The organism is Sphingobium phenoxybenzoativorans (assembly GCF_001757355.1).
Classification (GTDB): domain Bacteria; phylum Pseudomonadota; class Alphaproteobacteria; order Sphingomonadales; family Sphingomonadaceae; genus Sphingobium; species Sphingobium phenoxybenzoativorans.
Map to the genome: position 1 here is coordinate 41,126 of NZ_MINO01000010.1, position 24,362 is coordinate 65,487.

At 58.1% G+C, this 24,362-nt stretch carries 21 protein-coding genes; 8 read left to right on the forward strand and 13 right to left on the reverse strand.

Annotation, left to right across the window (positions count from 1 at the left end; translation table 11 throughout):
• Nucleotides 1-57: 57 nt before the first annotated feature.
• The 9 genes from BHQ40_RS07665 to BHQ40_RS07705 form a co-directional block, all read right to left on the reverse strand.
• The gene (locus tag BHQ40_RS07665) at nt 58-846 is read right to left on the reverse strand and encodes an SDR family NAD(P)-dependent oxidoreductase (RefSeq protein ID WP_216094861.1); all 789 of its coding nucleotides are present in this window, start codon (nt 844-846) and stop codon (nt 58-60) included.
• Between the two features lie 62 nt (nt 847-908).
• Entirely contained in the window at nt 909-1,769 is an 861-nt protein-coding gene (locus BHQ40_RS07670) for a fumarylacetoacetate hydrolase family protein (RefSeq protein WP_070154521.1), read from the reverse strand.
• 47 nt (nt 1,770-1,816) lie between these two features.
• On the reverse strand, nt 1,817-3,292 hold the full coding sequence (locus BHQ40_RS07675; protein WP_070154523.1) for an aldehyde dehydrogenase: 1,476 nt from the start codon (nt 3,290-3,292) through the stop codon (nt 1,817-1,819).
• Nucleotides 3,293-3,300: 8 nt separating this feature from the next.
• Nucleotides 3,301-4,218, reverse strand: a complete 918-nt coding sequence (locus BHQ40_RS07680) for an SMP-30/gluconolactonase/LRE family protein (RefSeq protein WP_070154525.1) — start codon at nt 4,216-4,218, stop codon at nt 3,301-3,303.
• A gap of 17 nt (nt 4,219-4,235) precedes the next feature.
• Nucleotides 4,236-5,147 carry an NAD(P)-dependent oxidoreductase gene (locus BHQ40_RS07685; protein ID WP_070154527.1) on the reverse strand — a complete coding sequence of 304 codons (912 nt, stop codon included), beginning with the start codon at nt 5,145-5,147 and terminating at the stop codon, nt 4,236-4,238.
• Between the two features lie 92 nt (nt 5,148-5,239).
• Nucleotides 5,240-6,364, reverse strand: a complete 1,125-nt coding sequence (locus BHQ40_RS07690) for an LLM class flavin-dependent oxidoreductase (RefSeq protein WP_070154529.1) — start codon at nt 6,362-6,364, stop codon at nt 5,240-5,242.
• A gap of 39 nt (nt 6,365-6,403) precedes the next feature.
• Complete coding sequence (locus BHQ40_RS07695; protein WP_070154531.1) at nt 6,404-6,781, reverse strand: carboxymuconolactone decarboxylase family protein; 378 nt, start codon at nt 6,779-6,781, stop codon at nt 6,404-6,406.
• Nucleotides 6,778-8,028, reverse strand: a complete 1,251-nt coding sequence (locus tag BHQ40_RS07700) for a CaiB/BaiF CoA transferase family protein (protein WP_070154533.1) — start codon at nt 8,026-8,028, stop codon at nt 6,778-6,780. Before BHQ40_RS07700 ends, BHQ40_RS07695 begins: the two co-directional genes overlap by 4 nt.
• Before the next feature lie 46 nt (nt 8,029-8,074).
• Nucleotides 8,075-8,827 (reverse strand): SDR family NAD(P)-dependent oxidoreductase, encoded by a 753-nt coding sequence (locus BHQ40_RS07705; RefSeq protein WP_070154534.1) that lies wholly within the window; start codon nt 8,825-8,827, stop codon nt 8,075-8,077.
• A gap of 159 nt (nt 8,828-8,986) precedes the next feature.
• Between BHQ40_RS07705 and BHQ40_RS07710 the strand changes: the two genes are divergently transcribed.
• Together BHQ40_RS07710 and BHQ40_RS07715 are read left to right on the forward strand one after the other, a co-directional pair.
• Entirely contained in the window at nt 8,987-9,559 is a 573-nt protein-coding gene (locus BHQ40_RS07710; protein WP_070154535.1) for a VOC family protein, read from the forward strand.
• Nucleotides 9,560-9,648: 89 nt separating this feature from the next.
• Nucleotides 9,649-10,182: a cupin domain-containing protein gene (locus tag BHQ40_RS07715; RefSeq protein WP_083276766.1), complete on the forward strand. Its 534-nt coding sequence runs from the start codon at nt 9,649-9,651 to the stop codon at nt 10,180-10,182.
• 150 nt (nt 10,183-10,332) lie between these two features.
• Here BHQ40_RS07715 and BHQ40_RS07720 read toward each other — a convergent pair whose 3' ends face one another.
• Complete coding sequence (locus BHQ40_RS07720) at nt 10,333-12,447, reverse strand: TonB-dependent receptor (RefSeq protein ID WP_171905794.1); 2,115 nt, start codon at nt 12,445-12,447, stop codon at nt 10,333-10,335.
• Between the two features lie 593 nt (nt 12,448-13,040).
• On the reverse strand, nt 13,041-14,837 hold the full coding sequence (locus BHQ40_RS07725; RefSeq protein ID WP_070154538.1) for an FAD-dependent monooxygenase: 1,797 nt from the start codon (nt 14,835-14,837) through the stop codon (nt 13,041-13,043).
• 381 nt (nt 14,838-15,218) lie between these two features.
• On the opposite strand from BHQ40_RS07725, the gene BHQ40_RS07730 reads away from it, so the two are divergent.
• Nucleotides 15,219-15,881, forward strand: a complete 663-nt coding sequence (locus BHQ40_RS07730; RefSeq protein ID WP_070154540.1) for a TetR/AcrR family transcriptional regulator — start codon at nt 15,219-15,221, stop codon at nt 15,879-15,881.
• A 19-nt stretch (nt 15,882-15,900) separates the two neighbouring features.
• Here BHQ40_RS07730 and BHQ40_RS07735 read toward each other — a convergent pair whose 3' ends face one another.
• Complete coding sequence (locus tag BHQ40_RS07735; protein WP_070154541.1) at nt 15,901-16,449, reverse strand: carboxymuconolactone decarboxylase family protein; 549 nt, start codon at nt 16,447-16,449, stop codon at nt 15,901-15,903.
• Nucleotides 16,446-18,101 (reverse strand): AMP-binding protein, encoded by a 1,656-nt coding sequence (locus BHQ40_RS07740; protein ID WP_070154544.1) that lies wholly within the window; start codon nt 18,099-18,101, stop codon nt 16,446-16,448. The genes BHQ40_RS07735 and BHQ40_RS07740 overlap by 4 nt, the downstream gene beginning before the upstream one ends.
• A 286-nt stretch (nt 18,102-18,387) precedes the next feature.
• Between BHQ40_RS07740 and BHQ40_RS07745 the strand changes: the two genes are divergently transcribed.
• From BHQ40_RS07745 to BHQ40_RS07760, 5 genes are all read left to right on the forward strand, one after another.
• Nucleotides 18,388-19,542 (forward strand): thiolase family protein, encoded by a 1,155-nt coding sequence (locus BHQ40_RS07745; protein ID WP_070154546.1) that lies wholly within the window; start codon nt 18,388-18,390, stop codon nt 19,540-19,542.
• A gap of 2 nt (nt 19,543-19,544) precedes the next feature.
• Complete coding sequence (locus tag BHQ40_RS07750; RefSeq protein WP_070154548.1) at nt 19,545-19,925, forward strand: Zn-ribbon domain-containing OB-fold protein; 381 nt, start codon at nt 19,545-19,547, stop codon at nt 19,923-19,925.
• A gap of 363 nt (nt 19,926-20,288) precedes the next feature.
• On the forward strand, nt 20,289-23,060 hold the full coding sequence (locus BHQ40_RS07755) for an ATP-binding protein (RefSeq protein WP_171905796.1): 2,772 nt from the start codon (nt 20,289-20,291) through the stop codon (nt 23,058-23,060).
• 160 nt (nt 23,061-23,220) lie between these two features.
• Nucleotides 23,221-23,457, forward strand: coding sequence for a hypothetical protein (locus BHQ40_RS25620; protein ID WP_139139223.1), 237 nt, complete (start codon nt 23,221-23,223; stop codon nt 23,455-23,457).
• Nucleotides 23,454-24,284 (forward strand): SDR family NAD(P)-dependent oxidoreductase, encoded by an 831-nt coding sequence (locus BHQ40_RS07760; RefSeq protein WP_070154552.1) that lies wholly within the window; start codon nt 23,454-23,456, stop codon nt 24,282-24,284. The genes BHQ40_RS25620 and BHQ40_RS07760 overlap by 4 nt, the downstream gene beginning before the upstream one ends.
• The last annotated feature ends 78 nt before the right edge of the window (nt 24,285-24,362 follow it).

Sequence of the window (24,362 nt, forward strand, 5' to 3'; positions counted from 1 at the left end):
GCTCCTTGAGATGAGGGTTTGCCGGTGGGCAATAGCGCGGCGGATCGGATCATGGTTCTATCCTGCCGACAGCCCATCATCCACCGGGATGATAGTGCCGTTGATGAATGACGCAGCATCGGAAGCCAGAAACAGCACGAGATTGGCAATTTCCTGCGGCGCGGCTTTGCGTTGGGGCAGGGACATGATCGGCACCAGCCTGCCGACATCGGCCAGGTCAAATTCCTTGAAATCCTTGCCCTTGGCGATGTCGGTATCGGTCAATCCTGGGCAGATTGCGTTGCACCGGATGCCATTGGGGCTGTATGTCCAGGCGACACTTTTTGTCAGGCCGATCAGGCCCGTCTTGGCTGTGCTGTACGCTGAGCCCGATATGCCCCCTCGCAATCCGGCAACCGACGATGTGTTCACGATAACGCCGTGATGTTGCGCTTGCATGATGGGAAGGACGGCGCGCGTCAGAAGGAAGGGGCCGGTCAGGTTCACTGCGATGACGCGATCCCAAAGCGCGGTGGACATTCGATGAACCGGCAACAGGTCATCAAGGATGCCGGCATTGTTGCAGCAGATGTCGATGCGGCCCCAGCGCGCTATCGTTTCAGCAACCATCGCGGTGACGGCATCCTCGTCTGCAATGTCCGCGACTACGGGATGCGCAATACCGCCCTGCTGCATGATCGTATCCGCCACGGTTTCGGCGCGCGTCCCGTCTATGTCATGCACGACGACCTTAGCCCCATTTTGTGCAAGCGTCTCGGCAATCGAGCGGCCGATGCCTGAACCCGCGCCGGTTACGATCGCCGATTGACCGGTCAAATCGACCTGCATCTGGGAAGAAGGTGGCATGTGGTTGTCCCTCTCGCTATTTATGCTTTCTTCTCAGGCGGCATCGCCCGGATCATGCCTCATCAGGCAGGAAGCGGCGCCTTTTCGTCGACCACCCGGTTTTCGATGGCCCCGATGCCCTCTATTTCCACGCGAACCACGTCGCCCGCCTTGAGCCATAGCGGCGGTTTCTTCGCCGCACCGACGCCACTGGGCGTACCGGTGAATAAGATGTCGCCAGGTTCCAGCGTCATCACCTGCGACAGGTAGGAAATCTGGTGCGCGCAATCGAAGATCAACTGATCGGTGCGCGAGTTCTGACGCAACTCGCCATTCACATAAGACCGGATGGCAAGATTGGCGGGGGACACTTCGTCCGGCGTCACTATCCAGGGGCCGTAGGGCGCATGGGTGTCGAATGACTTGCCAATGAAATGTTGCGTCGTGCGCAACTGCCAGTCCCGCACGCTGACATCATTGCCCGCGCAGAAGCCGAAGATCATGTCCAGCGCACGATCCTTGGGAACGTGACGGCAACGCTTACCGATCACGATGACCAGCTCCGCCTCATAATCCAGATGTTCCGACACGATTGGGCGATCAATGGGTTCGTAGGGGCCGTTGACTGATGTTGCGGCCTTGGAGAACCACATCGGATATTCGGGTGGCGCCTTGCCGCCCTCCGCAGCATGGTCGGCATAGTTCAGCCCGATCGCCAGTATCTTGCCAGGCCGCGTCACCGGCGCATGGAGAGTGACGTCCTGCAAAGGAATTTCGAAATTCCCGATGGCGCGGATTTCCGGCTGAACCCTGTCCCATGCATTCATCAGGGAAATCATGTCCGTCACCGGCTCGGACAGGCGGCCCGTCAGCGGAGCGACGCCTTTCCCATCGGACAGGCCGACCATGGGTTCACCGGAGGTTGAAAATGTGACCAGTTTCATGACGTCACCTTATTCGGTTGCTATCCAGAACATCCCTTGAAGGGCGATCAGCTTGCATAGGGATTGGGGTAGGCGCCGCTCAGATTCATGATAACGGCCCGCGGTTCCAAGAATGCGTCCAGTCCTTCCGGCCCATTTTCCCGTCCGAGTCCGCTCCTTCCGAAACCGCCATAAGGTATGGCAGTCCGCAGATAGCGGTAGCTGTTCACCCAGACAGTGCCAGCCCGTATGGCATTGGCAACGCGATGGGCGCGGCCAACATTCTGCGTCCACAAGCCCGCAGTGAGACCGTAAATGGTGCCGTTGGCGATGGCGACTGCTTCTTCCTCCGTGTCGAACGGAATTATTGAGCAGACCGGCCCGAATATTTCTTCCTGAGCGATGCGCATCGCTGGATCGACATCGGCGAACACGGTTGGCGCGATAAAATAGCCGTCTTTCAGTCCATCCGGCGCTAGGCGGTGACCGCCGGCGACCAGCCGTGCGCCTTCGCCCTTGCCGATGTCCACATAACCCAGCGTCTTTTCGAGCTGCTGCGCATTGGCATGCGGACCAATTTGCGTTCCAGTGTCGAGCGGTGAACCCGCGCGAATCTGCGCCGAACGCCGTGCGACTTCCTCAACCACCCTTTTATAAATGGATCGTTCGACCAACAGGCGGGAGCCAAGCGCGCAGCTTTGTCCAGTCGCCATGAAGGCGGCATGGGTGGCGGCGTTCAGGGCATTGTCGAGATCGGCGTCGGCGAACAGAATATGTGCGGACTTACCGCCATTTTCACAACTGAACCGTTTGAGCGTACCTGCCGCCGCCGCCATGATCCGCTGGGCGGTGCGGTGCTCGCCAGTGAAGCTGATCTTGTCGACATCGGGATGTTCAACCAGTCGCGCGCCGACCGTAGCGCCATAACCCGGCACGATGTTGATCACGCCTGGCGGTATGCCCGCTTCCTCGGCGATCTTGCCGAGTTGAAGTGCGGTGACTGAAGTTGTCTCGGCTGGCTTGATGACAATGGTGCACCCGGCCGCCAGTGCAGGAGCCATCTTCCATGCGGTCAGCAGCAATGGCGCGTTCCATGGCAGGATTGCACCGACCACGCCCACCGGCAACCGCTGCGTATAGACGAGCATGCCGGGATCGGTCGGGATTGTCCGGCCATCTATCTTATCGGCAAAACCGGCATAATAATTATACCATTGCCAATGATTGCGGATGTCAGGGCCGGTCTCGCGGACAGGGCGGCCATTGTCTCGCGATTCCCACTGGACCAACTGCTCTACATGTGTGTCGTAGATGGTGGCGAAACGCCGCAGCATCGCCGCCCGCTCAAATGCGCTGAGTTTGGACCAAGGGCCTTCCAAGGCGGCTCGCGCTGCCGCCACGGCCTTGTCGACATCGGCTGCACCGCCATAGGCGACCTTGGCCCATGGCTGCCCGGTCGATGGGTCGATAGTATCGACAATCTCACCCTCGATCGGGTCGATCCATTCGCCGCCAATATAAAGCTTTTCAAATCGCTCGGTCATCAGCCTGCCTATTGGTGGGAGTAGAGGGGAAGGCCCGGTGTCGGCAATTCAGCACGCAGGATTGCGGCATTATCCGAATCCACAATAAAGAGATGCCGGTTTTCCGGACCGCCAAAGGCGACATTGGTGAAGGACAGCCCCTTGGTCGGCGACTGTATCCGGTACAGAGGTTCGCCGATGCGGCTGAACACCCAGACCGATCCGCCGCCATAATGCGCGACTGCTATGCCGCCATCCTGGTCCACGGCCATCCCGTCCGGCCCCATACCGCCCGAAAGCTGGATATAGTTGCCGACCTTGGTCACATGGCCATCGGCAAGCAGCGGTACCCGCCATATGGCGTTGCCGCGGGTGACGCAGAGATACAGCGCATTCTCATCAGGGCTGAGGCCCAGGCCATTCGGGCTGGGAGCGAAATCAACGATCTTTTCGAGCCGTCCGTCCGTGCGGTGCCGGAATACGCGGCCAGTGGGGTCCTGAAGTCCCGTCTGTCCCTGATCCGTAAAATAGAGATCGCCATTCGTTGCAAAGACCAAGTCATTGCAGCCGCGAAAGCCTTCCAGATGGTCATGCGCCAGGAACTTTTCGACCTTGCCGGTCGCGGGGTTCAGCGTGACGATTCCGTTTTTCTGATCGGCGATATAGATCGTGCCGTCGCGATGAATGGCCGTCCCATTCGGCCACCCGTCATATTCCGCGACGAGGCTCCATTCCCTGTCCGGCGTGATTTTGAATACGCGGCCGAACGGAATATCGACAACAAAGAGATTGCCATCCCGGTCGAATGAGGGGCCTTCTAGGAAGCTCGAAATCTTCCGCCCACGCATGTTGACGTTGACCCATTCCGCCGGGGATTCCGATCGCGCGAAACTGGCGGGCAGGGTGGTGAAGATTTCCGCTTCGATGATTTGGGGAGGGGGATACATGCGGGCGTCTCCGGCAATCAGGCGTCGGGATCGGCGCTTGCGCCCTCCGGGCAGACATGCGCGCCTGCGGCGTCCTCAATATAGCGCAACGCCATGTTGACTTCCGCGTCAGCGCCCAGATCATTGATGATCGCGCCATAATATTCATCGACCAGGCCGCCGATAAGCAGCGGCACTTCGGAATCGGCCGCAAGCTTTGTGGCGAGCTTCACATCCTTGTGCATCAGTCCGAGCGTAAAGCCCTGATGCAGCTTGCCCGGCAGAATGTGGCGCTGGAAGGTGACGTCGAGCACATAGTTGCGGCCCGACCCCTTCAGCATAGCTTCGACCACCGTCTTGGGGTTGAGCCCGTTCTTTACCGCGAGCGCCACGACCTCGAATGTCAGCAGCCGCTGGCTTGCAGCCAGCAGGTTGTTGGTGACTTTCATTACATGGCCGCTGCCCACTGGACCGCAATGGAAGATATTGGGGCTGATTGTTTCAAGCACCGGCTTGATCCGCGCGAACTGCGCATCGGACCCGCCAGCCATCAGCGCTATGGTGCCCGCGATCGCATATTGGGGGCCGCCGCTGACCGGAACGTCGATGAGGTCGATGCCCATGGCTTCAAGTTCTGCAGCCATGGCGCGGGTCTGAAACGCATCGCCGGTTGTCTGGTCGACGATCATCCCGCCCGGCTTCATACCGGCGGCAATGCCATTCTCACCGAAGATTGCCTTGCGAACCTGATCGGACGTCTGGAGGCAGATGAACACGATATCATTGGCCGCGCCAACGTCGCGGGCGCTAGGCAATCCTTTGGCGCCTTCGGCTTCCAGCTTCGCAACAGCCGTTGCGGACAGATCGAACACATCAACCTGATGGCTGCTGCACAGGCGCGTTGCCAATGCTCCGCCCATGCTGCCGACACCGACATAACCCAGCTTCATTCATCTCTCCCATACGCCGGCCTCATTCGCCGGCTCAAAATAATGGTCGGGGCCGCCGCGCCTCGCATCGCGGCGGCCCCTCCCGTTTGGCATCAGGCGGCAGCGGTGCTCGCCTTGATGCCGCAAGCGGCTTCGACCTTCGGGACGACGCGCTCCATCACCAGCTTCATCGAGTTGACGCAATTTTCGTGGGGCAGGCCGCCGACGCTGGTCCACAACACGAATTCGTCAATGCCCAGTTTCTTCTGCAGGTTGATCAGGAAGTCGGCACAGCCGTCCGGGTCAGACGCGCAGATCGCACCATATTTGTGCAGCATGTCATATTCGAGATAGCCTTCCTTCATGGACTTGAGGTTGCCGCTCATCGCGGTTTCATAGCCCTTGACGATGACTTCCTCTTTCTTCGCGCCGAGCTGATGGCCGCTGACCTTGCGATAGAACCATGTGACATAGGCGCCGAAGGTGGAGCGGGCGCGCTCGGCATCGGTGTCGCAATAGAGCGGCACCAGCATCAGGCGCTTGGCGGCCTTCGGATCGCGGCCGATCTCGGCGCAATGGGCTTCATAGGTGCCGATCGACTCCGCCATCTTGTCGACCCATTCCTCGCGATAGATGCGATAGGCAAAGGGCGCACCCATGATCAGATTATAGCCGGATTCCGCGACAGCGATGAAGCTTTCGGGCGAAACGGTGGCCGACCAGATCGGCGGATGAGGCTTCTGCACTGGCTTCGGCAGCACTTCGACTTCCACCGGAATTTTCCAGAACTCACCATTGGGATTGTCGATCTTCTCCTCGGTCCAGGACCGCAGGATGATGTCGAGCGCCTCGGTATACATCTCGCGGCTCTTCGACATGTCGAGGCCAAGCGCAGTGAATTCATGCGGCTGATACGCGCGGCCGACACCGAAATCGAGACGGCCGTTCGACAGAACATCGACGAAGCCGAAATCGCCTGCAGTGCGAAGGGGATGGTTGAACGGGAGGACGGAGATCGCGCTGCCGATGCGGATTTTCTTGGTCGCCCGTGCGACCGCGGCAAGCAGCACCTGCGTCGAGGTGACGATGCCATAGGTCGAGAACAGATGCTCCGCGAGCCAGATCGAGTCATAACCAAGATCTTCGGCAAGCTTATATTGTTCCATATGCTCGTCGATCGTCTGGACAACCACGTCCTGATCGGGAGTCTGGCTAAGGCTGAAAATTCCCCAACGCATTTTTATCTCCTTTGTCCAATATTTTATATGAAAATGAAGTCAGATTTTGCCGAGTTCGCTAAGTGCTTCTTCAGCAACCTTGAACGCTCCGACGCCTGCGGGAAGTCCGCAGTAAACAATGCACTGGTACAGGACTTCCTGGATTTCCTGGACGCTCGCACCATTATTGATCCCGCCCTGAACGTGCAGCTTCAGTTCTGGCGCGCGATTGAGGGCAGTGAGGATGGCGATTACGAGAAGGCTGCGCGTCTTGCGGTCGAGCCCCGGCCTGGCCCAAACATCGCCGAAGCAGATTTCATCCGAAAACTCGCGGACCGGGCGATTGAAATCATTGGTCGAATTGACGCGTTTCTCGAAATATTCGTCGCCGATTATTTCGCGCAGATTCTTCCGGCCAATTTCAAGCTGCGTGCTCATGCGCTCTCCTGTAAAACTGAATTGGGTGTCTCTATGACCTTGGCGTCAGCCAGCCGGGCGATGTCGCCATCCGACATGCCGAGCAGGTCGCGGAGAATTTGGGGGCCATTTTCGCCGATCCGTGGCGGGGCCGAGGATGCGGACTGTGGGCTTCCCGGAAATTTGATCGAGCGGCCGGTCATCTTCATGTCGCCAGCGCTGCTATGATCGACTTCCACCACCATGTTCCGGGCCACAGACTGCGGATGGGTCAGGGCGGCTGTGACGCCCAGGATCGGCGCACTTGGAATATCCGCGTCCTGAAGAATCTTGCCGAGCTGTTGCACGGTGAAGGTTCGAGTCCGCTCGGACACCGCGGCGTCTATGATATCGCGGTGCGCGACCCGGCCTGTAACCGTAGCGAAACGCGGATCCTCCGCCATTTCCGAGATACCTAGACCGGCGCAGAGCTTCACCCAGAAGATCTGGGTAAGGCATGCAATGACCATTGTTCCGTCCGAAGCGGGGTAGACACCGTAAGGTACGATATTGGGGTGCCGCGATCCGGTCGGTTCGGGATCACGGCCGGTGACGAAGGCCAACTGGGCATAATAGCCCAGCATGCCGATCAGGGAATCGAACAGGCTGACGTCGATTTGACGTCCGGCGCCCGTGCTTGCGCGCTCGTTCAGGGCGGCAAGGATGGCGATGGCGCCGAACAGGCCGCCGGCCATATCGCCGAGCGGGATGCCAAGCTTGGTGGGAACGCCGCCGGGTTCGCCATTGAGGCTAAGCACGCCGGTCAGCGCCTGGATAACTATGTCGAAAGCAGGTGCATCGCGCAGGGGGCCGTCCTGGCCAAAACCACTGATCGCACAATAGACGAGACGGGGATTGGCTTCGGCCAGAACCGCATAGGACAAACCCAGCCGCTCCATCACGCCGGGCCGGAAATTTTCAATCAGAACGTCAGCTTCGCGAACGAGATCTATGAGGATGTCGCGTCCGCGAGGGTCGGAAAGATCAAGTGCCAGACTTTTCTTGTTCCGGTTGACGCCCAGGAAATAGTGGCTTTCTCCGCCGATAAAGGGCGCAAAACCGCGAGTCTCATCGCCCGTGCCGGGGCGTTCGATCTTGATGATCTCCGCGCCGAGGTCGCCGAGCATCTGGGTTGCAAAGGGGCCGGACAGGATTCGCGTCAGGTCAATGACCCTCGTCCCCTGGAGGGGGCCGGCCCAGTTCGACAATGCACCGCTCGACGTCGACATTCAGTTATCCACCCTTGAAATTCTGTTCTTCTGGTTCGGCGAGAAATTAGTCCTCTGGATAGCCGGCATAGGTAGCGTCTCCCGCCAGTTCGCCGCCGTCCGCCATATAGTCCGCCCCCGTCACCCAGCGCGCGTCGTCGCTGGCGAGGAACAATACGATCTGGGCGATATCGTCGGGCTGGCCGAGACGCTTGAGCGCGACATGGTCCGTCTTGAAGGGGGCTTTTTCGGTCGCAGGCGTCTGCGTCTGCCCCGGATGCACGGCATTCACGCGTATGCCATACGCGCCAAGCTCGACCGCAGCAGCCTTTGTCATGCCACGGACAGCCCACTTCGCGCTGACATAGCCGATGATCGCGGGATAGCCGCGCATGGCGGCCATGGAGGCGATGTTGATTATTGACCCGCCGCCTGCCTTTTTCATTATCGGCGTAACCGCGGTCACGCCAAAAAAGGCGCTGAAAAGGTTCAGGTCCAACGCGCGCTGAAACTTGGCACCATCCCAGGTTTCGAGAGGGGCGGCCTCAAGGCCGCCGACATTGTTCACAAGGACATTTACGGTGCCAAAGGCCTTTTCGGCTGCGGCCAGCATGTCGCGCCAGGATGGCTCGCTTGTGGCATCGTGCTGCTGGAAAACGGCTTTCGCGCCCAGGCTTTCGGCCAGAGCGCGTCCCTTCTCCGCGTCAATATCTCCAAACACGACATTGGCGCCTTGGGCGACAAGCGCACGCACGATTCCTTCGCCAATGCCGCTGGCGCCGCCGGTCACGATGGCCGTTTTACCCTGTACCCGATTCATCGTGACAAAACCTCCGTATTGCGTGGGCCAAAGAGCAAAAATGATGATCGGCTCATGGCAAAAAACGCATCTCTCTATTGATCATTTGAACAGTATGAGTCAAGAGTGATCACTGAAAGTGCGCCACATGTTCGCTGCGCAGCAGATTAGGAGGTATGAATGAGTGGGTCCCCGGAAGCCTTGTTGGCGAACAAAAGCCTAAGCCGCTTGCCAGTGCTCGCGCATTTCGTCGTGCGGGCTTTGCGCTATGAGGAAGTGGTGAATTGGCACCGCCAATTCTTTAACGCGGAGATCGTTTTCGCAAACGAACTGGCGACCTTCCTGACCTATGATGAGGAACATCACCGGATTGCAGTGGTCAACCGTTCAGGCTCGATCAAAGAGCATGACGAGAACCGCGCGGGCATCGATCATGTTGCGTTCAGCTACGCAAATATCGAGGATTTGCTGATTACCTATGTTCGGTTGCGTGATGGCGGCATCCGTCCGATCAGGGCTGTGAACCATGGTCCGACAACCTCCTTCTATTACAAGGATCCGGACGGAAACCGCATTGAGTTGCAGGTCGATAATTTCGCGACTTCGGAGGATACGCGCGCCTTTTTCGACTCCTCCTATTACAAAGCGGATATCAGCGGGATCAATTTTGACCCCGACGAATTTCTCGCAAAAGTGGAGAGCGGAGCGGATATCGCAGACCTCCTGCGCCGCGCCGACGTGCCTCCGCAATAGCCGTGTTTAGCTTATCACCTGATAAATAATTGAGGCGCTTGATCCGCCCGGCGATCGCTGGAGGCGGTTACGTGATTAGGAGACGGAAAATGTTTGTTACGCGCAGGCGAGTGGTTACCGCCCATAAGGACAAGCGCGCCATCGTTGCGAGCGATGTCCAGCTTCCCATGGATCCCGTGCCTGGTATGAAAGGCTGGAGAATATGTGACGTTTGGGCCGCCGCGGACATGCAGTTGCCCGATACGGGTGAGCGGCAAAATGTTCCCTGGTATTTTCCGCCAGTCGGCGGTTTCCGCTGCATTCAAGTTGTAATAGACGCGCACACTGTCGCCGGTCACGATGCTGTCGAAGCGGAGCTTGATGACGGTAAGCCCAGCGCGCTGTCCCATATGACCGACAATGACAAGCCCGGCATGCATCGTAGTGCGAGCGTTGATGTCGGCTTCATCGTGGAAGGCAGCGTGGTGTGCGAACTGGACGACGGTGAAACCATGACCCTGCATGCGGGGGACACGTTCATTCAGGGCGGAACCATCCATGCCTGGAGCAATCCCTTTGACACGCCATGTTATATGGTCGCAGTCAGCATAGGCGCCAATCACGCTCTGGTTGAAGGGCACTGATCATCTTGCGGACATCTGTACCGCGCTGACCTTGGATTTTTCCAATAAGAAACCCCGCCATCGAAATGGCGGGGTTTCTTATTGGATATCGGATATCGGTAAATCGGCCAGCCAGGACTTTGCTCAACTGGCCGATCTATATTTCTCCGATCAGAACTTCTTGCTGATCGAAATACCGAACGTCCGTGGCGCGCCAAACTGGCCGACGATCGGGAACCCGAAATAGTTGGACCCTACGGTGCTGGACACGGTGTAGAGCTTCTTGGTCGCGTTCTTCATAAAGAGGCTCGCCGACAATCCCTGATCCGGCAGTTCGAAGTCAACGAACAGGTCAAGCAACGTATATCCAGGCTGGCTGGAAAAAGGCAGTTGAAGCACGGAATGCTCCACCCGGCTGGTATAGGTGGCGTCTACCCGCGGCGTGACATCCAGCGCCCCGGAATGGAAGGTGTAGGCCAGGGCGCCATGTATCCTCCATTCAGGTGCATAGGTCAGCGGATTGCCGGCAAGATTATATGTGCCATCCGGGTTTGGCAGCGTGCCGTTGGGCAGGGGAACGCCGACATAGAGGCCGGTAAAGTCCGCCGTCGTGTAATCCTGATATTCGCTATGCAGATAGGCCGCGTCGAAATTGATCTGAAGATCATCGACCGGACGGGCGATGGCGTTCAGTTCAAAGCCGTAAAGTTTTGCGCGCGCGGCATTGTCGGTGATCAATTGATTGCCCAGCGGGCCGCCGACAAGGTTCACCTGCAGGTTCGAATATTTATAATAAAAAGCCGCCATGTTCAGCCGCAATCTGCGATCGAACAGGTCCGCCTTTATGCCGGCCTCGAAATCCTTGATGTCTTCCGGGTCGTAGGGCGGTTGCAGGAAGGCGACATTGAATCCGCCGCTCTTGAAGCCGGTGGAATAGGACGCATAGAGGAACAGGTCCTTGGAAGCCTGGAAATGTATTCCGACCTTCGGATCGAAGGAGGACCAGGAATCCGTCCCGGTGAAGCTGACATCCGTCGGATCCGATGGGAACAGCGGATAGCGCACATAGGGCGTCGCAAGATTGAAGCGATTGATTGTCGTCGCGAGGCGCTTTTCGTAGCTGTACCGCGCACCGATATCGATACCGAACTTGTCGGTCACGTTGACCGTGTTCTGCGTGAACAGCGCATAGGCATCCGTAGTCTGCGTGCCGCGGAAAACGGCACCCTCGGTCAGAAAGTCGATTGGGCCGCCCGGCGCGTTTTCGGTGAAGTAGAGAAGATTATTGCCGCCGCGGATGCCGGCGAAGTTCTTCTCGTGGAAATAATAGGCACCGACGACCATATCCAGAATGCCGAGCTTGCCGCCCAACCGGACTTCTTGCGTGTAACTGTCGGAATCTTCGACGAAGTCAGCCGGCTGAAGTTTTGCAGAGAGCGTCGATCCATCCGGGCTGCTGTAGGAATGAGAGTCCAAATGCTTGAACGCCGAGATCGATGTTAACGTCAGATCACCCAGATCATATTCCAGCGTACCTGTTCCGCCATATGCCTCCACCCGCATTTTCGGTCCCGGGCCGGCAAAGTCGCGCGGACCAGGGACGGACGCGCCGAGCACTCTCACAGCATAAAGCTGCTGGCCAGGAGGCTGGCGCAGATACCGGAAGCCGGCGCTATGGTCGTCCTCCAGGAAATAGTCGCCCTGCAAGGTTATCTTGAGCGCGCCATCATCATATTTCAGCTTGCCGCGCAGCGCGCGGGTGCGCTCATCATCAACATCGCCGCCAGTCACGATATTCTTGCCGAAGCCGGACCGGTCGCTGGTCTGGAAAGCCAGGCGAACGCCAACGGTATCAGACAAGGGCGCGCCAATTGCGCCCTCGGTGCGGACGGTCGCGTAATTGCCGACAGTAAGGCGGCCATAGCCGTTCACTTGGTCGCCTGGATCCCGCGAAATGATATTGACCGCGCCTGCGGTCGCATTTCGGCCATAGAGCGTGCCTTGCGGACCGCTCAGCACTTCCACGCGTTCTACGTCGAAGAAGGACCCCATCGCCGCCTGAACGCGCGCATTGTAAGCGCCATCTGTATAGATCGCGACGCGAGGGTCAGAGCCGGGCGCAATGGCGTCCACGCCGATGCCTCGAATGAATACGCGCGCGTCTCCGCCATTTCGCGAGAAGCTGATATTGGGGAGCCTGGCCGTCAGGGACTCGATATTGCTGACCTGCTGGCTCTGCAGGGAGTCGCCGGTGACGGCGTTGATGGCGATTGGCGTTGTCTGCACGGAAGAAACCCGCCGTTCGGCCGTGACAACGATATCTTCGATCCGCTGAGAGTCTTCGCTTTTTTCTGGCGATGTAGTTTGGCCATGGGCCGGATTTATAAGGGCTGCGATCCCCAGCAACGATGAGCTGGTCAAGCACCAGATATCTGACTTCTTCATGATTATTCTCCTCTCCCGTGATTATCTTTTCGCCGCGATAATGTTTCATATTTACAATATTAAACCAGTGAAATTTCGATAATCGAATGAAATTCAATCGGTAATATAAAAATGAAACCAAAAATTCGGACAATAAAATCAGTAAACTGGAGATATTATTTTCACAAGGAGGCACATTTTGTTGCCAAGGTTACATATGTGATACCATTTTACCTGTGAAATATCGTAACTATTAAGGGGTTATATCAATACAGTTCCGAAATATGAGAATTTCGATTAGTCATTACCGCGATATAACCCCATCACTTCATGGCCAACCGGTTGGGCAGCGGCTACCGGCCGGATTCCACAGAAAATCCGGTCGCACTGCTATGCCCGGCGACGCCCTTTCATGATGCAGCCTCTGCGTTGAAAGACTGTGCGGAGCCACCGGATCAGGCCCTTCCCGCCAACAATTGTTCGACCGCAGATCTGAGCGCAGACACGGCATCGGCTGCCCCGCTCATTGAGCGGAAGCCGACATGAGCATCCGGGCGCACAAGGATGCATCCGTTGTCGCTGATCTCCCGCACCTGGTCCCAGGCGCCTGCAGGATCACTGGCGTCACCATTATCGCCGACGCGAACGGTGCGTATCGTCAGGTTGGTTTCAGCAGAAATGACGGCTGCGGCATTGCACCATTCCTGTCCATCTTTTCCTGTCAGCAGCAAAAAGCCGCCCGTGGGGATGAGATCATGGGTGGAGACGCGTTCGCCACCGCAATGCAGCCAGGCGTGCGGCAGGCGTGATCCCGGCCTGCTGGTCGGACGATATTCATGCCCCATGGGGTCGCGCCAAGGAGCGGGCGAGCCGTCGGCAACCACTGCCCCATCATCATAATGGAACCCCATCTCGATATCGTGTGCGGCATATTCGATACGCTGCGTCGCAAATATTTCTTCCATCTGCGCACGCTTCGTGGCCCCCATCCGAGTATCCGACATGAGAAGCTCAAACCGCTTTACGGTTTGTTCGGGCGGTTCGCCGGGCACTGCGCCCATCGCGCCGGACAGCAGGAACAGGTTGCTCATGGTCAGCGTCGACCACTCGGCATTCCAACTGACGACGGGCCGCCGTTCACTTTCAAAGGAATTGAGCAAAGAAGCCGGAGCCTGTCCCTTCAGAACCAGAGCGAGTTTCCAGGCGATGTTGTGCGCATCCTGAAAACCGGAATTGAGGCCAAGCCCCGCGCCTGCGCCGTGACGGTGCGCAGCATCACCGATGAGGTGAACCCGGCCGAACGAGAATTTGTTCGCGATTACCTGCTCACGGGTCCAACTGTTGACCTTGATGACTTCCACCGGAACATCCAGCTTCAGCTTTCTCAGGCCTTCCTCGATAATTTCCTTCTCCGTCAGGCCCCTTCTGACCGGTTTGCCATCATCGTCCAGATCGTCCTTGCGCCAGACGCGGCCGAAATTAGAGGTCCATTCCTCACTGTGCCGATCGAAATTCTTCGGCCCAAAGGCAAGGAGCGAGGTCATCGCGTAGGGATCGCTGGGATGCCAGATGCGCCGCATCGGAATGTCGTCTTCGTCAAGAAGACCGCTCAGATCAGCCTTGAACCAGATCGTATACATCTCGCCAAGGTCGGTTTGCCCTTCCATTTTGACGCCGACCATCTCGCCGATGGTCTTGCCGCCATCAGCGCCGATGAGATAGTCGCATTCAACCTGGAATTCCTCGGAAGTTTCGCGGTTGCGGATCGTCGCGACGATGCCGCTGTCATTTTCCTCGAAGCTTAGAAACTCGTGCTGGAACAGGATGCGTCCGGGGCGGCGCGCTTCCGCGACCTCCAGCAGGATCGGCTCCAGCCTGACCTGCGGAATATTGGTCGGGGGAATGACGCCCTTACCCTCATAGTCGGCGCGATCCTCCATGCCGCCGAAAACCGGCCGCGCTACGATCTTGATCCGGTCCAACGGGCCATCGCCGCCTACCGACGTCAGCCAGCGAACGCGTTGCAGATTTTCCGGCTTAGCCCCCTTCGCGGCCACAGCCTCTGCAAATCCATGCTGGCGAAACACTTCCATGGTCCGCTGGCTGACATAATGGGCCTTGGGAAGATGGGATGTGGCCGGGTGCCGCTCAACCGTCAGAGCATCAATGCCGAGGTCGCCCAGGAAAATGGAAAGTGCCAGACCGCTTCCGCCAGCGCCGACAATCAGAACCTGGGTCTTAAGTTTATTCACGACATCGCCTCTCTGTGGTGATCGGTTAGCTTCTCATGGCTAGGGATAACCCCCCGCAGCACAATTTTTACATAATTCACGAATCCCGAAAGCGTCAACATACTTATCGTATGATCAGCAAGGAAATTGCGATCCTGTAATTGTGCGGGGCAGCAGGATTGATGAGGCGGCATTGCTGCTTATCGTCAAAAATGTCCATATTTGGGGATATTCGCGCAATCGCGCTGGCCGCTTTGCGCTGATCATGATATTGATCATGAGATCAGTTGTTGGGGCGAGAGAATTTCGGGATGATTGGGGTAGTCGGCGCTACCGTGCAGGATGACGGCGGCATGATGGTGAGCACGCTTGTCGCGCGTTTGCTGCTGGCGGCGCGAACCGATGGTTGACGACGCTACTCCGGAAAGTGCGTCTTCAACGGACGCGCAATCTCCCAGAAAAAGGCAGGCGCGGCGCGACCCCGATGAGGTGAAGGCGAGAATCCTGAATTCCGCGCTGACGGCCTTTTCAAATTATGGTTTTGAGGGCGCATCGATACGGCAGATTGCCAGGGATGCGCATACGTCGCTGCCGCTGCTGCTTTATCATTTCGGGTCCAAGGAAGATTTGTGGAAACGGATGATGGAGCATGTTCTCCAGGATGTTCGCAGCCGTTTCATCCCGGATGAACGGGAGGATTTGCCCGCGAGCGAACGGCTGCGCCGATATATCGCGGATACTGTCCGCCAATTCGCCAACACGCCTTCGCTGCATCGTCTGATGACGCTGGAGGGACATAACATTACCGATCGGCTCCTGTGGATATTCGAACACAACACCAAAGACAGTATGCGCTACATCACCAGGCTGATTATCGACGGTCAGAAAGAAGGGAAGGTGCGTATGGTCGATCCCGCGCGTCTGCGCTTCGCGATCAACGCTATGGCGGCGGTTCCTTTCGTTGTGTCGGCTGAATATCAATTGCTGACGAACAAAAATCCGTTCAGCACAGATGAGGTTGAGGGCACGATCGCATTGATCAATCAATTTGTCTTCGTGAGCTGATCAGGCGATCCCTCTCAACCTATGGGAATGGGTCCTGCTCATCGGGCGGCACCGGCACCTCAAACGCATTTATGGTGTGGCAGATCAGCGAATAATATCCGACGACGCCAACAATCTCTATGAGTTGTTCGGTGCCGAACAGATCCTGCGCAACACGGTAGCTAGCCCCGGATATCCGGTTGGTGCGCAGCAATTCGGAGCAGAAATCATACATCGCCCGCATTTCTGGAAGATCGTCCGGGATGGGAAGATCATCTTTGACGGCAGCGATAATGGCGGGGTCCAGTCCCTCGGACAAGGCGATGCGTTCATGCGCCCACCATTCAAACCCGGAGCGAAGATGTTTGCCCGTGATCAGGATCGCCAGTTCGCGCAGGTCTCCCCGCAGCTTTGTGCCGAAGCGGCAATATGCGCCGAGCTTCTGCGCATGGTCGGCCAGTTCTGGTATCCGCACCCATATGGACAGAGGCCCGGCGATGCCGCCGCGCGGACCGGACACAATATCATGATGCGCGCGCGCCTGCTCGGCGGTCATTTCTTCCGCGAGCAGGGGAGGGAGACGGCTCATGAGGCTTTGCTGGCAGTGTTTGCAGTTGCCTTTCTACGCTTGAACGCGCGTAAATCGATGGTGCGCGGGTCTTCGCGCGGATCGTCGATATCAACGAAGATCTGCCCCTTCTGAACCTTCTGCGTGCCGGTCACCGGCACTTTGTCGATAAAGGCGATCCACGCAGGCAATTTATAATAAGCCAGTTTGGCGCGCGCGCGGTCCTGAATTTCCATCGCCTTGTCCGCGGATGCCTCTACCCCCTTGGCGAGAACGACGCACGCTATGACTTCCTCATTATGGAGTTCATCGGGCACGGACATGACGGCCACGCTGGCGACTTCCGGGTTGTCGATCAGGGCATCCTCTATCTCGGCGGAAGCGATATTTTCTCCGCTCCGCCGGATGATATTCTTCCGTCTTTCAACGAAAAACAGCATCCCGTCGTCGCGTTGGGTAACGATATCGCCGGTGTGGAACCATCCATTTCTCCACGCTTTTTCTGTCTCCTCCGGCTGTTTCAGATAGCCTGAGAAAAAGCCGTGGCGGGGATCTGGGCCTTGTGAGCGGATGAGCAGTTCGCCTGGTGTCGAGAAGGGGAGAGGCTGATCATTATCATCAGCGATCATCACCTCGAGAGGCGCCCTGGGCCGCCCGAAAGCGTGTGCGCCCGGTTCCACGGGCTCGCGGCTATTTTGTATTGCGCGAGATGTTTCCGTCATGCCCCAGGCTTCGATAAGCGGGAAGCCGAAGCGTTTCTCGAACGCCTTTTTGATCGATCCGTCGACCCCAGCGCCCTGCGCGAACTTTATCTTGTGATGCTTTTCGATGTCCGATTCCGGAGCTTTCATCAGCAATGCAGGAATGATGCCCATATAGTGGAAGCAGGTCGCGCCGGTTTCGACGATATCGGACCACCAGTTCGACAGGCGGAAACGGTCCTGAATCACAAGGCAGGAATGCATCCGCACCATGGTATTGAGGGTGTAGATCGACAAGTTCATATGGAAGGAGGGCAGGGGGATATAGAGCCGCTCTTTCCCTTTTTCCCATGCAAGCAGGCCGCCCGCCGTGGAATAATTTTCTCCAGACGCCAGGCATGAAATATTGGATATGATGCACCCCTTGGGCCGCCCGGTGGTGCCGGAGGTGTAGATGATCATCGCCTCCCGTTCGCCGATGGTGGGGGATGAAGCGGCGGCCGCTCGCGCTGGCTTGGGTAGCGTTTCCGGCAATCGCTCCGCATCGACAAGAGGCACTGGAGGGTTCAGCGCGGCTGTGACCTGTTGCAAGTCGTCGAGGCGCGGATTGGCGCCAATGACCAGCGAGCATTCCGCAAACTCTATCCCGAATGCGAATTCATGGTTCAGATAGTCGGGGTTGAGCGGAACAGCCGTGCAGCCAATCTTGTTCAGGGCCATCAGATGGAAAAAATGCTCCGGCCGGTTGCCGGCAACCAGCGCAACCCTGTGACCCGGACCATAGCCCGCCGCCTCATAGCGCTGAGCCAACGCATCGATTATGCGCAGCGCTTCGCCATAAAATATCTCTCCACCCGCAGCCATATAACCGCGGCTGTCGGACATTGGATAACACAGGAAAGCATGATCAGGGGATTGTGTCGCGGTATCCCGAAACTGGTCGTAAACGGACGACGCCATCTGTCTCTCCATATATGTTGCGCAGCGTGCCGGCTGGTCTGATGGATCAATAGCGCAGGGATAATTTATTGTCCATTAGATCAATAAAAATCACCTCTGCCAGATATTTTATGACCCAAATCCCGAAAATTCGGCGATATGCCGACACTATTCCGCGTCTCTCACGGATGCCCTCCGGTCGTTTCTCATCTATTATTGACTAATACTGATATAATGATCAAGATTGAAAATGCCCGTTTTAACGGGCCTGTACCCGCAACCCAGTGACGCGCCTTGGTGCGCAGGAATCCCGGAACTCATGTCCCAAGCCTACATTGTCGGCGCCTTCGAACATCCGACCCGGTTGGCGGTCGAGCAATCGGTCGCTCAACTCCATGCCGAGGTCGCCATAGGAGCGCTTGAGGATGCCGGGCTTTCGCGACATGATGTCGACGGCTATTTATGCGCAGGCGATGCGCCCGGCATCGGCCCTCTCTCCATCGTGGAATATCTCGGACTGGATGTCCGCTACGCCGATTCCACCGACATCGGAGGATCTGCGCCGATTGCCCATGTTGCGCATGCTGCGCAGGCGATTGCTGCGGGTCGATGCAATGTCGCGCTGATAACCCTGGCCGGACGCCCGCGTGCTGCGATGGAGCGGGCAGGGCTGGTTACTGAATATACCGATTATCCCGAAAGCCTGTTTGAGCTGCCTTACCGGCCGATACTGGCGGCATCTTACGCCATGTGCGCAAAGCGGCACATGCATGAGTTTGGCACCACCAGCGAGCAGCTCGCGTGGGTGAAGGTGGCCGCATCCCAGCACGCGCAGCACAATCCGAACGCTTTGTTGCGTAAGGTCGTGACCGTCGATGACGTGCTTGGGTCGCCAATGATCGCCGATCCGTTGCATCGCCTGGATTGCTGCGTGACCACCGATGGCGGCGGGGCCATCATCGTCGCGCGGGAAGAAATCGCACGCAGCCTTTGCCGTCCTTTGGTTCGTTTGCGGGGGGCGGGCGAATCCATAAAATATCAGCTTGGGTCGGGCTTTGACCTGACCACGACCGCTGGCAAGAAATCCGGCGCGCAGGCGTTTGCGCAGGCGGGCGTATCACCTGCCGATATCAAATATCTGTCGACCTATGACAGCTTCACCATCACCGTCCTTTTGGCGCTGGAAGATTTGGGATTCTGCGCCAAGGGCGAGGGGGGACGGTTTGTCGAGGATGGACAATTAATCTCCGGTATCGGTCGCCTTCCCGTCAACACGGACGGTGGCGGCTTATGCAACAACCATCCCGCCCATCGCGGCGGCGTGACAAAGATTATTGAAGCTGTCCGCCAATTGCGGGGTGAAGCGCATCCTGCGGTGCAGGTGAAGAATTGCGATCTTGCCGTTGCGCATGGGACCGGCGGGATGCTGGACCGTAGGCATGGCTGCGCGACAGCCATTTTTGAAAGACTTTGACGATGATCACCGCAGCAACCGACACCTCGCCCGAAGCAGCCGCGTTTCAGCAGGCCGCCAATGAATCGCGCCTGCTGTTTGGACAGTGTTCAGTCTGCGACAAGCCTCATTATTATCCGCGCCGCATTTGCCCCTTCTGTTCGTCCGCTGAGGTGGAGTGGCTGCAGGCCAGTGGGCGCGGACATATCTATTCATACAGCGTGGTTCGCAAGGCCACGCCCCCTTATGCCACCGCCTATGTCACTCTAACGGAAGGGGTGACCATGCTGACCAATCTGCTGACGCCGGATTTTGACCGGTTGCAGATAGGCGATGAGGTCGAGCTGCTTTTCGTCAAAGGGGACGACGATCAGCAATCCGCGTTCTTTCGTCCGATCGCCTGACCGCCGATTGCCAGCCCGGTACGGTGTAACTAGGATGAATCCATAATGGAGAAAATTTGAAGGCGTGAAAGTCCGTCCAGTTACGGATCGCGTGATAGGCGGATAGGCAATTTGACAATCTGACGTAGGCGTCCGGAAGCGGGTGTCGGAAGAAGGACGAGAAAACTTAATCGCCGCCCGTTATTCGTGGTGCGAGGTGGCTGTGGATACAATCGGTGGGTCTGCCTGGCGGGCGGGCTTCGAGATGTATCTGCGAAACTATCCCTGAGGGCTGCTGCCCTTGGAGGAATCGCGAGGGTGAGGCTTGTGGATCAACTCACACGAAGTTCGGTTTCCTTTGGGCCGTTTTGCCTGCACGGCGACGTGCGGCTGCTGGAAAGGGACGGGCAGCCAATCAATATCGGAAGCCGTGCTCTGGAATTGTTGATTGCGCTCGTCGAACGCGGTGGCGAGGTCGTTTCAAAGCGCACGCTGATGGCGCGGGTATGGGACGGATTGACGGTCGATGAAGGCAGTCTGCGGTTCCAGATCGCCACCTTACGCAGGGCGCTGGGGGATGGCGTGGATGGCGCCAGATATATCAGCAATGTGCCAGGCCGCGGATATTGTTTTGTTGCGCCGCTCGCCATCGATGAACCTGCGAATATTCAACCTGTAGCGCCAAGGCTGCAACGGCAGCAATTTCTGCGATCCTCCGTAAATGTGATCGGGCGCGAGGAGATTGTCGACACGATTACTGAAAACCTCCTCGCCTACCGCTTTGTTACTATTCATGGCGCCGGTGGGATCGGCAAGACGACCGTCGCCACCAGCATCGCAAGCGCACAGGCGGAAGCTTTCGACAATAATGTCGTCTTCCTCGACCTTTCGCCGATCAAGGACCCGTCTCTGGTTGTCAGCGCGCTGGCTTCGGCGCTCGGCCTGCTGGTGGATTCGAGCGATCCGACACCAGCCGTCTTGGCGATGCTGAAGGATATGCGCGCATTGATCGTGCTCGACAGTTGCGAACATGTGGTCGAGCGGGCGGCGGCTCTCGGTGAAAGCATCTATAGGGAAGCGCCAGCGGTTGCGATTATCGCGACCAGCCGGGAACCCCTCCGCGCGATTGGTGAGCGGGTTATCCGGCTCGCGCCGCTGGATCTGCCGCCCAGAGACGAAACTGTGCCCGCATCGGCATTGATGCAATTTCCCGCAGCGCGGCTTTTTGTGGAGCGGGCCGCCGCCGCGGGGCTTGGCGCTGAACTGAACGATTGCGACGCCGCAGTCATCGCAGAGATGTGTCATGCTCTGGACGGCATGCCGCTGGCGATAGAGATTGCCGCCAGCCGCGCCGGCCAGCACGGCCTTGCCGAAACCGCCCAGCTTCTTGACGGACGTTTCCGGCTTCGGTGGCGTGGACGCCGGAGCGCCATGCCGCGCCATCAAACGCTGTATGAAACGCTGGACTGGAGTTTCGAACTTCTCTCCTCATGCGAAAAGGCGGCGCTCCAGCAGCTTTCGGTATTTCCGGGCTTCTTCACCCTGGAGGCCGTTCAATCAATGATGGCGGACAGCAAGCGTGAAGCGGATGTGATCGACGAGTTGCTTGAAAATATTGTCGCCAAATCAATGATCTCCGTTGATCTGGGGGATGAGACAGCGCGTTATCGTTTGCTCGACACAACGCGCGCCTATGCGCATGCAAAGTTGGCGGAAAGTGGCGGGGCGCGGGAGATTGCGCACCGCCACGCGCGATTTGTGGCGGATAAACTCTCCACAATCGATATTGCGAGCATCGCCCTGAAAGGCGTGACGCGGGAGGCGACCGACCTGCTCGGCGATCTTCGCGTCGCGTTGCCCTGGACCTTCTCGGAGCAGGGCGACCGCTCTCTGGGCCTGCGGCTTGCAGCGCAATGCGGACCATTTCTCATTCCCTTCTCGCTTTTCGACGAGGCCGGCCGCTGGATTGAGCATGCCATGTCCATGCTGGACGAGGCGGAGCGCGGCAGCGCGCTCGAAATGGATCTTGAGGCTGCTCACGGCGCGGTTCTCATCATGACGCAAACCAATGGCGAAAGGGCGCAAGCGGCTCTGGAGCGCGCTTTGGTTATTGCAGAGCGGCTTGGCGATTCCCGCGTCGAGTATCGGCTGATTTATTGCATGCAGTTGCTCCGGCTTAACGCGGGAGAATTCAACTATCTTCTGCCAATGGCGCGACGGCTGGAGATATTGGCCGATAAGATCGGAGAGCCGCATTGCGCGACCAGCGCATTGCAGATGGTTGCCTGTTCGCACGGCCTGATGGGCGATCAGCCCTTGGCGCAGCAGCTTTTCGAACAGGTGATCAAGGAACGCTTGGTCTCTGATCCTGTCAGCCCGGCGGATTATGCCTTCGTGGGCGATCCGTGGATCGGATTTTCGCTGACCCTGTGGATACGGGGTTATCCTGATCAGGCCGTTCGCGCCGCCAAGCTGATCAGCACGGATTCGCCGTCCGTTCTTTTCTCCTGCATGGGCCTGTCCTCCGCTGCCGTCGTATTTCGGGAGATCGGGGATAATGTCTCCGCAGATTTTCTTGGGGCGAAGCTGCGGGAAAAGGCGCGCCGCTATTCCATGGCGCCCTATCAGGCCGTTGCAATGGGATTTGCCGGTCAATCCCTTGTCGAGCAGGGCAAGTTCGCCGAAGCGATCGACCGGCTGCAGGAGGCCTTGCTGCTGCTGCGCGCGCGTGAATATGGCGTTTATGGCGCAATATTCGCACGCTCTCTTGTGAAGGCGCTTGGCGCGACCGGAAGGTCGAGTGAGGCGCGGTGCGCAGTGGATGCTCGCATAAAACAGATTAATTCAATCGGCGGCGCCTATGACCTGCCGGAATGGCTCCGCATCCGCGGCGTGCTGGAGGCGGTATCCGGCGAAACCAGGATGGCCGAGGACAGTCTGCACGCGTCGATCGATCTTGCCAGGCGGCAGGGGGCGCTTTCGTGGGAATTGCGATCGGAGATAAGCCTCGCCCGGCTCATGCTTGATCAGGGACGGGGCGAGTCGGTAAGGGCCAGGCTGGAGGCGGTGCTGAACCGCTTTGAAGAGGGCTTTGCGACTGGTGATCTGATTTCGGCCAGTAGTCTGCTTGAACAATTGGGGCACACGATTGGATAGAATCTCGCGCAGCAATATGGCGCGATGCCCGAAAAATCGTCGAAAATAGCTCCACCGCTAATGCGATCTAACAACCTCTAACAACCTTAAACTCGCGTTTCGCGCGAGTCTGTTGGCATCTTCCTCTCGTCGCTCAGCCCTATGGCCAGAGCGGCGCAGAATGGCCGCAAAGGTCATCTGCCAAGCAGGAGAGAAGATCCAGGCGATGCAAAACCTTGCGCTGATTACCGGCCTTGGATGCCCCACCATTCATTTGCACTGGCATGGCAGCGCTGAAACGGGCGGCTGTGCGCACGGGAATTTCGCTTCGGCAGCGAGCGAAGCCGTGACGCCGTCCTCGCGCCAGTCAGCAACTTCTGAACCGCATTCCACTTGCAAAAGGAACTTCATCATATGACTCGCACTTGGCTCATCACGGGCGCTGCCTCAGGACTTGGCCGGGAAATCGCGCGAGCGGCGCTTGCTGCCGGAGACAAGGCCATATTGGCTGATCGCAATCCGTCCGGAGCCGCTGAGGTCGTCGCCGCTTATCCTGATCGCGCTTCGGCGGTGCAGCTTGATGTTACAGATGCAGCCCAGATTCGTGGCGTCGTTGGCGACCTTCTCTCACAGCATGGCGCGATTGACGTGCTGGTGAATGCGGCTGGCCGCGGTCATATTGGTTCGGTCGAAGATACGCCGGAAAAGGATCTGCGCTCCCTCATGGAGCTGATTTTCTACGGCCCCGTGGCGCTGATCCAGGCTGTGCTGCCCAAAATGCGCGAGCGCGGCAGTGGCGCGATCGTCAACATCAGCAGTCAGGCTGGGCAGATGTCCGTGCCGGGCATGTCGGCCTACTCGGCTGGCAAATTCGCTTTGGAAGGGCTTTCGATTGCGCTGGCGGAGGAAGTGCGGCCGCTGGGCATCAAGGTGATGGTGCCGCAGCCTGGCGCCATGCGCACCAATTTTGCGGGGCCTGCAATCACCCAATCGCCGTTCGGTCCCGCTTACAACCCAACGGTCGGCGGGTTGATCGAGCATGTCGAGGAAGTCGCCGGGAACGAAAAGGGCGACCCGGCCAAGATAGCGCGGGCGATCGTAGCGGTGCTGGATGCGGACGACACCCCGTTCCGGTTGCCGTTCACGTCGGGCGCATTCGATGCGCTCGTGGCATCGGCGGAGCAGACTTTACAAGAACGCAAGCGGTGGGAAGCCGTGAGCCGTGGGGTTGAGTTCGACACATGAATGCAGGCGCGCACCCTGTCGGAGATGGTCCGTCCGGGTGCGCGCAGAGCAGGCAATCATATAAGAAAATGAAGGGAT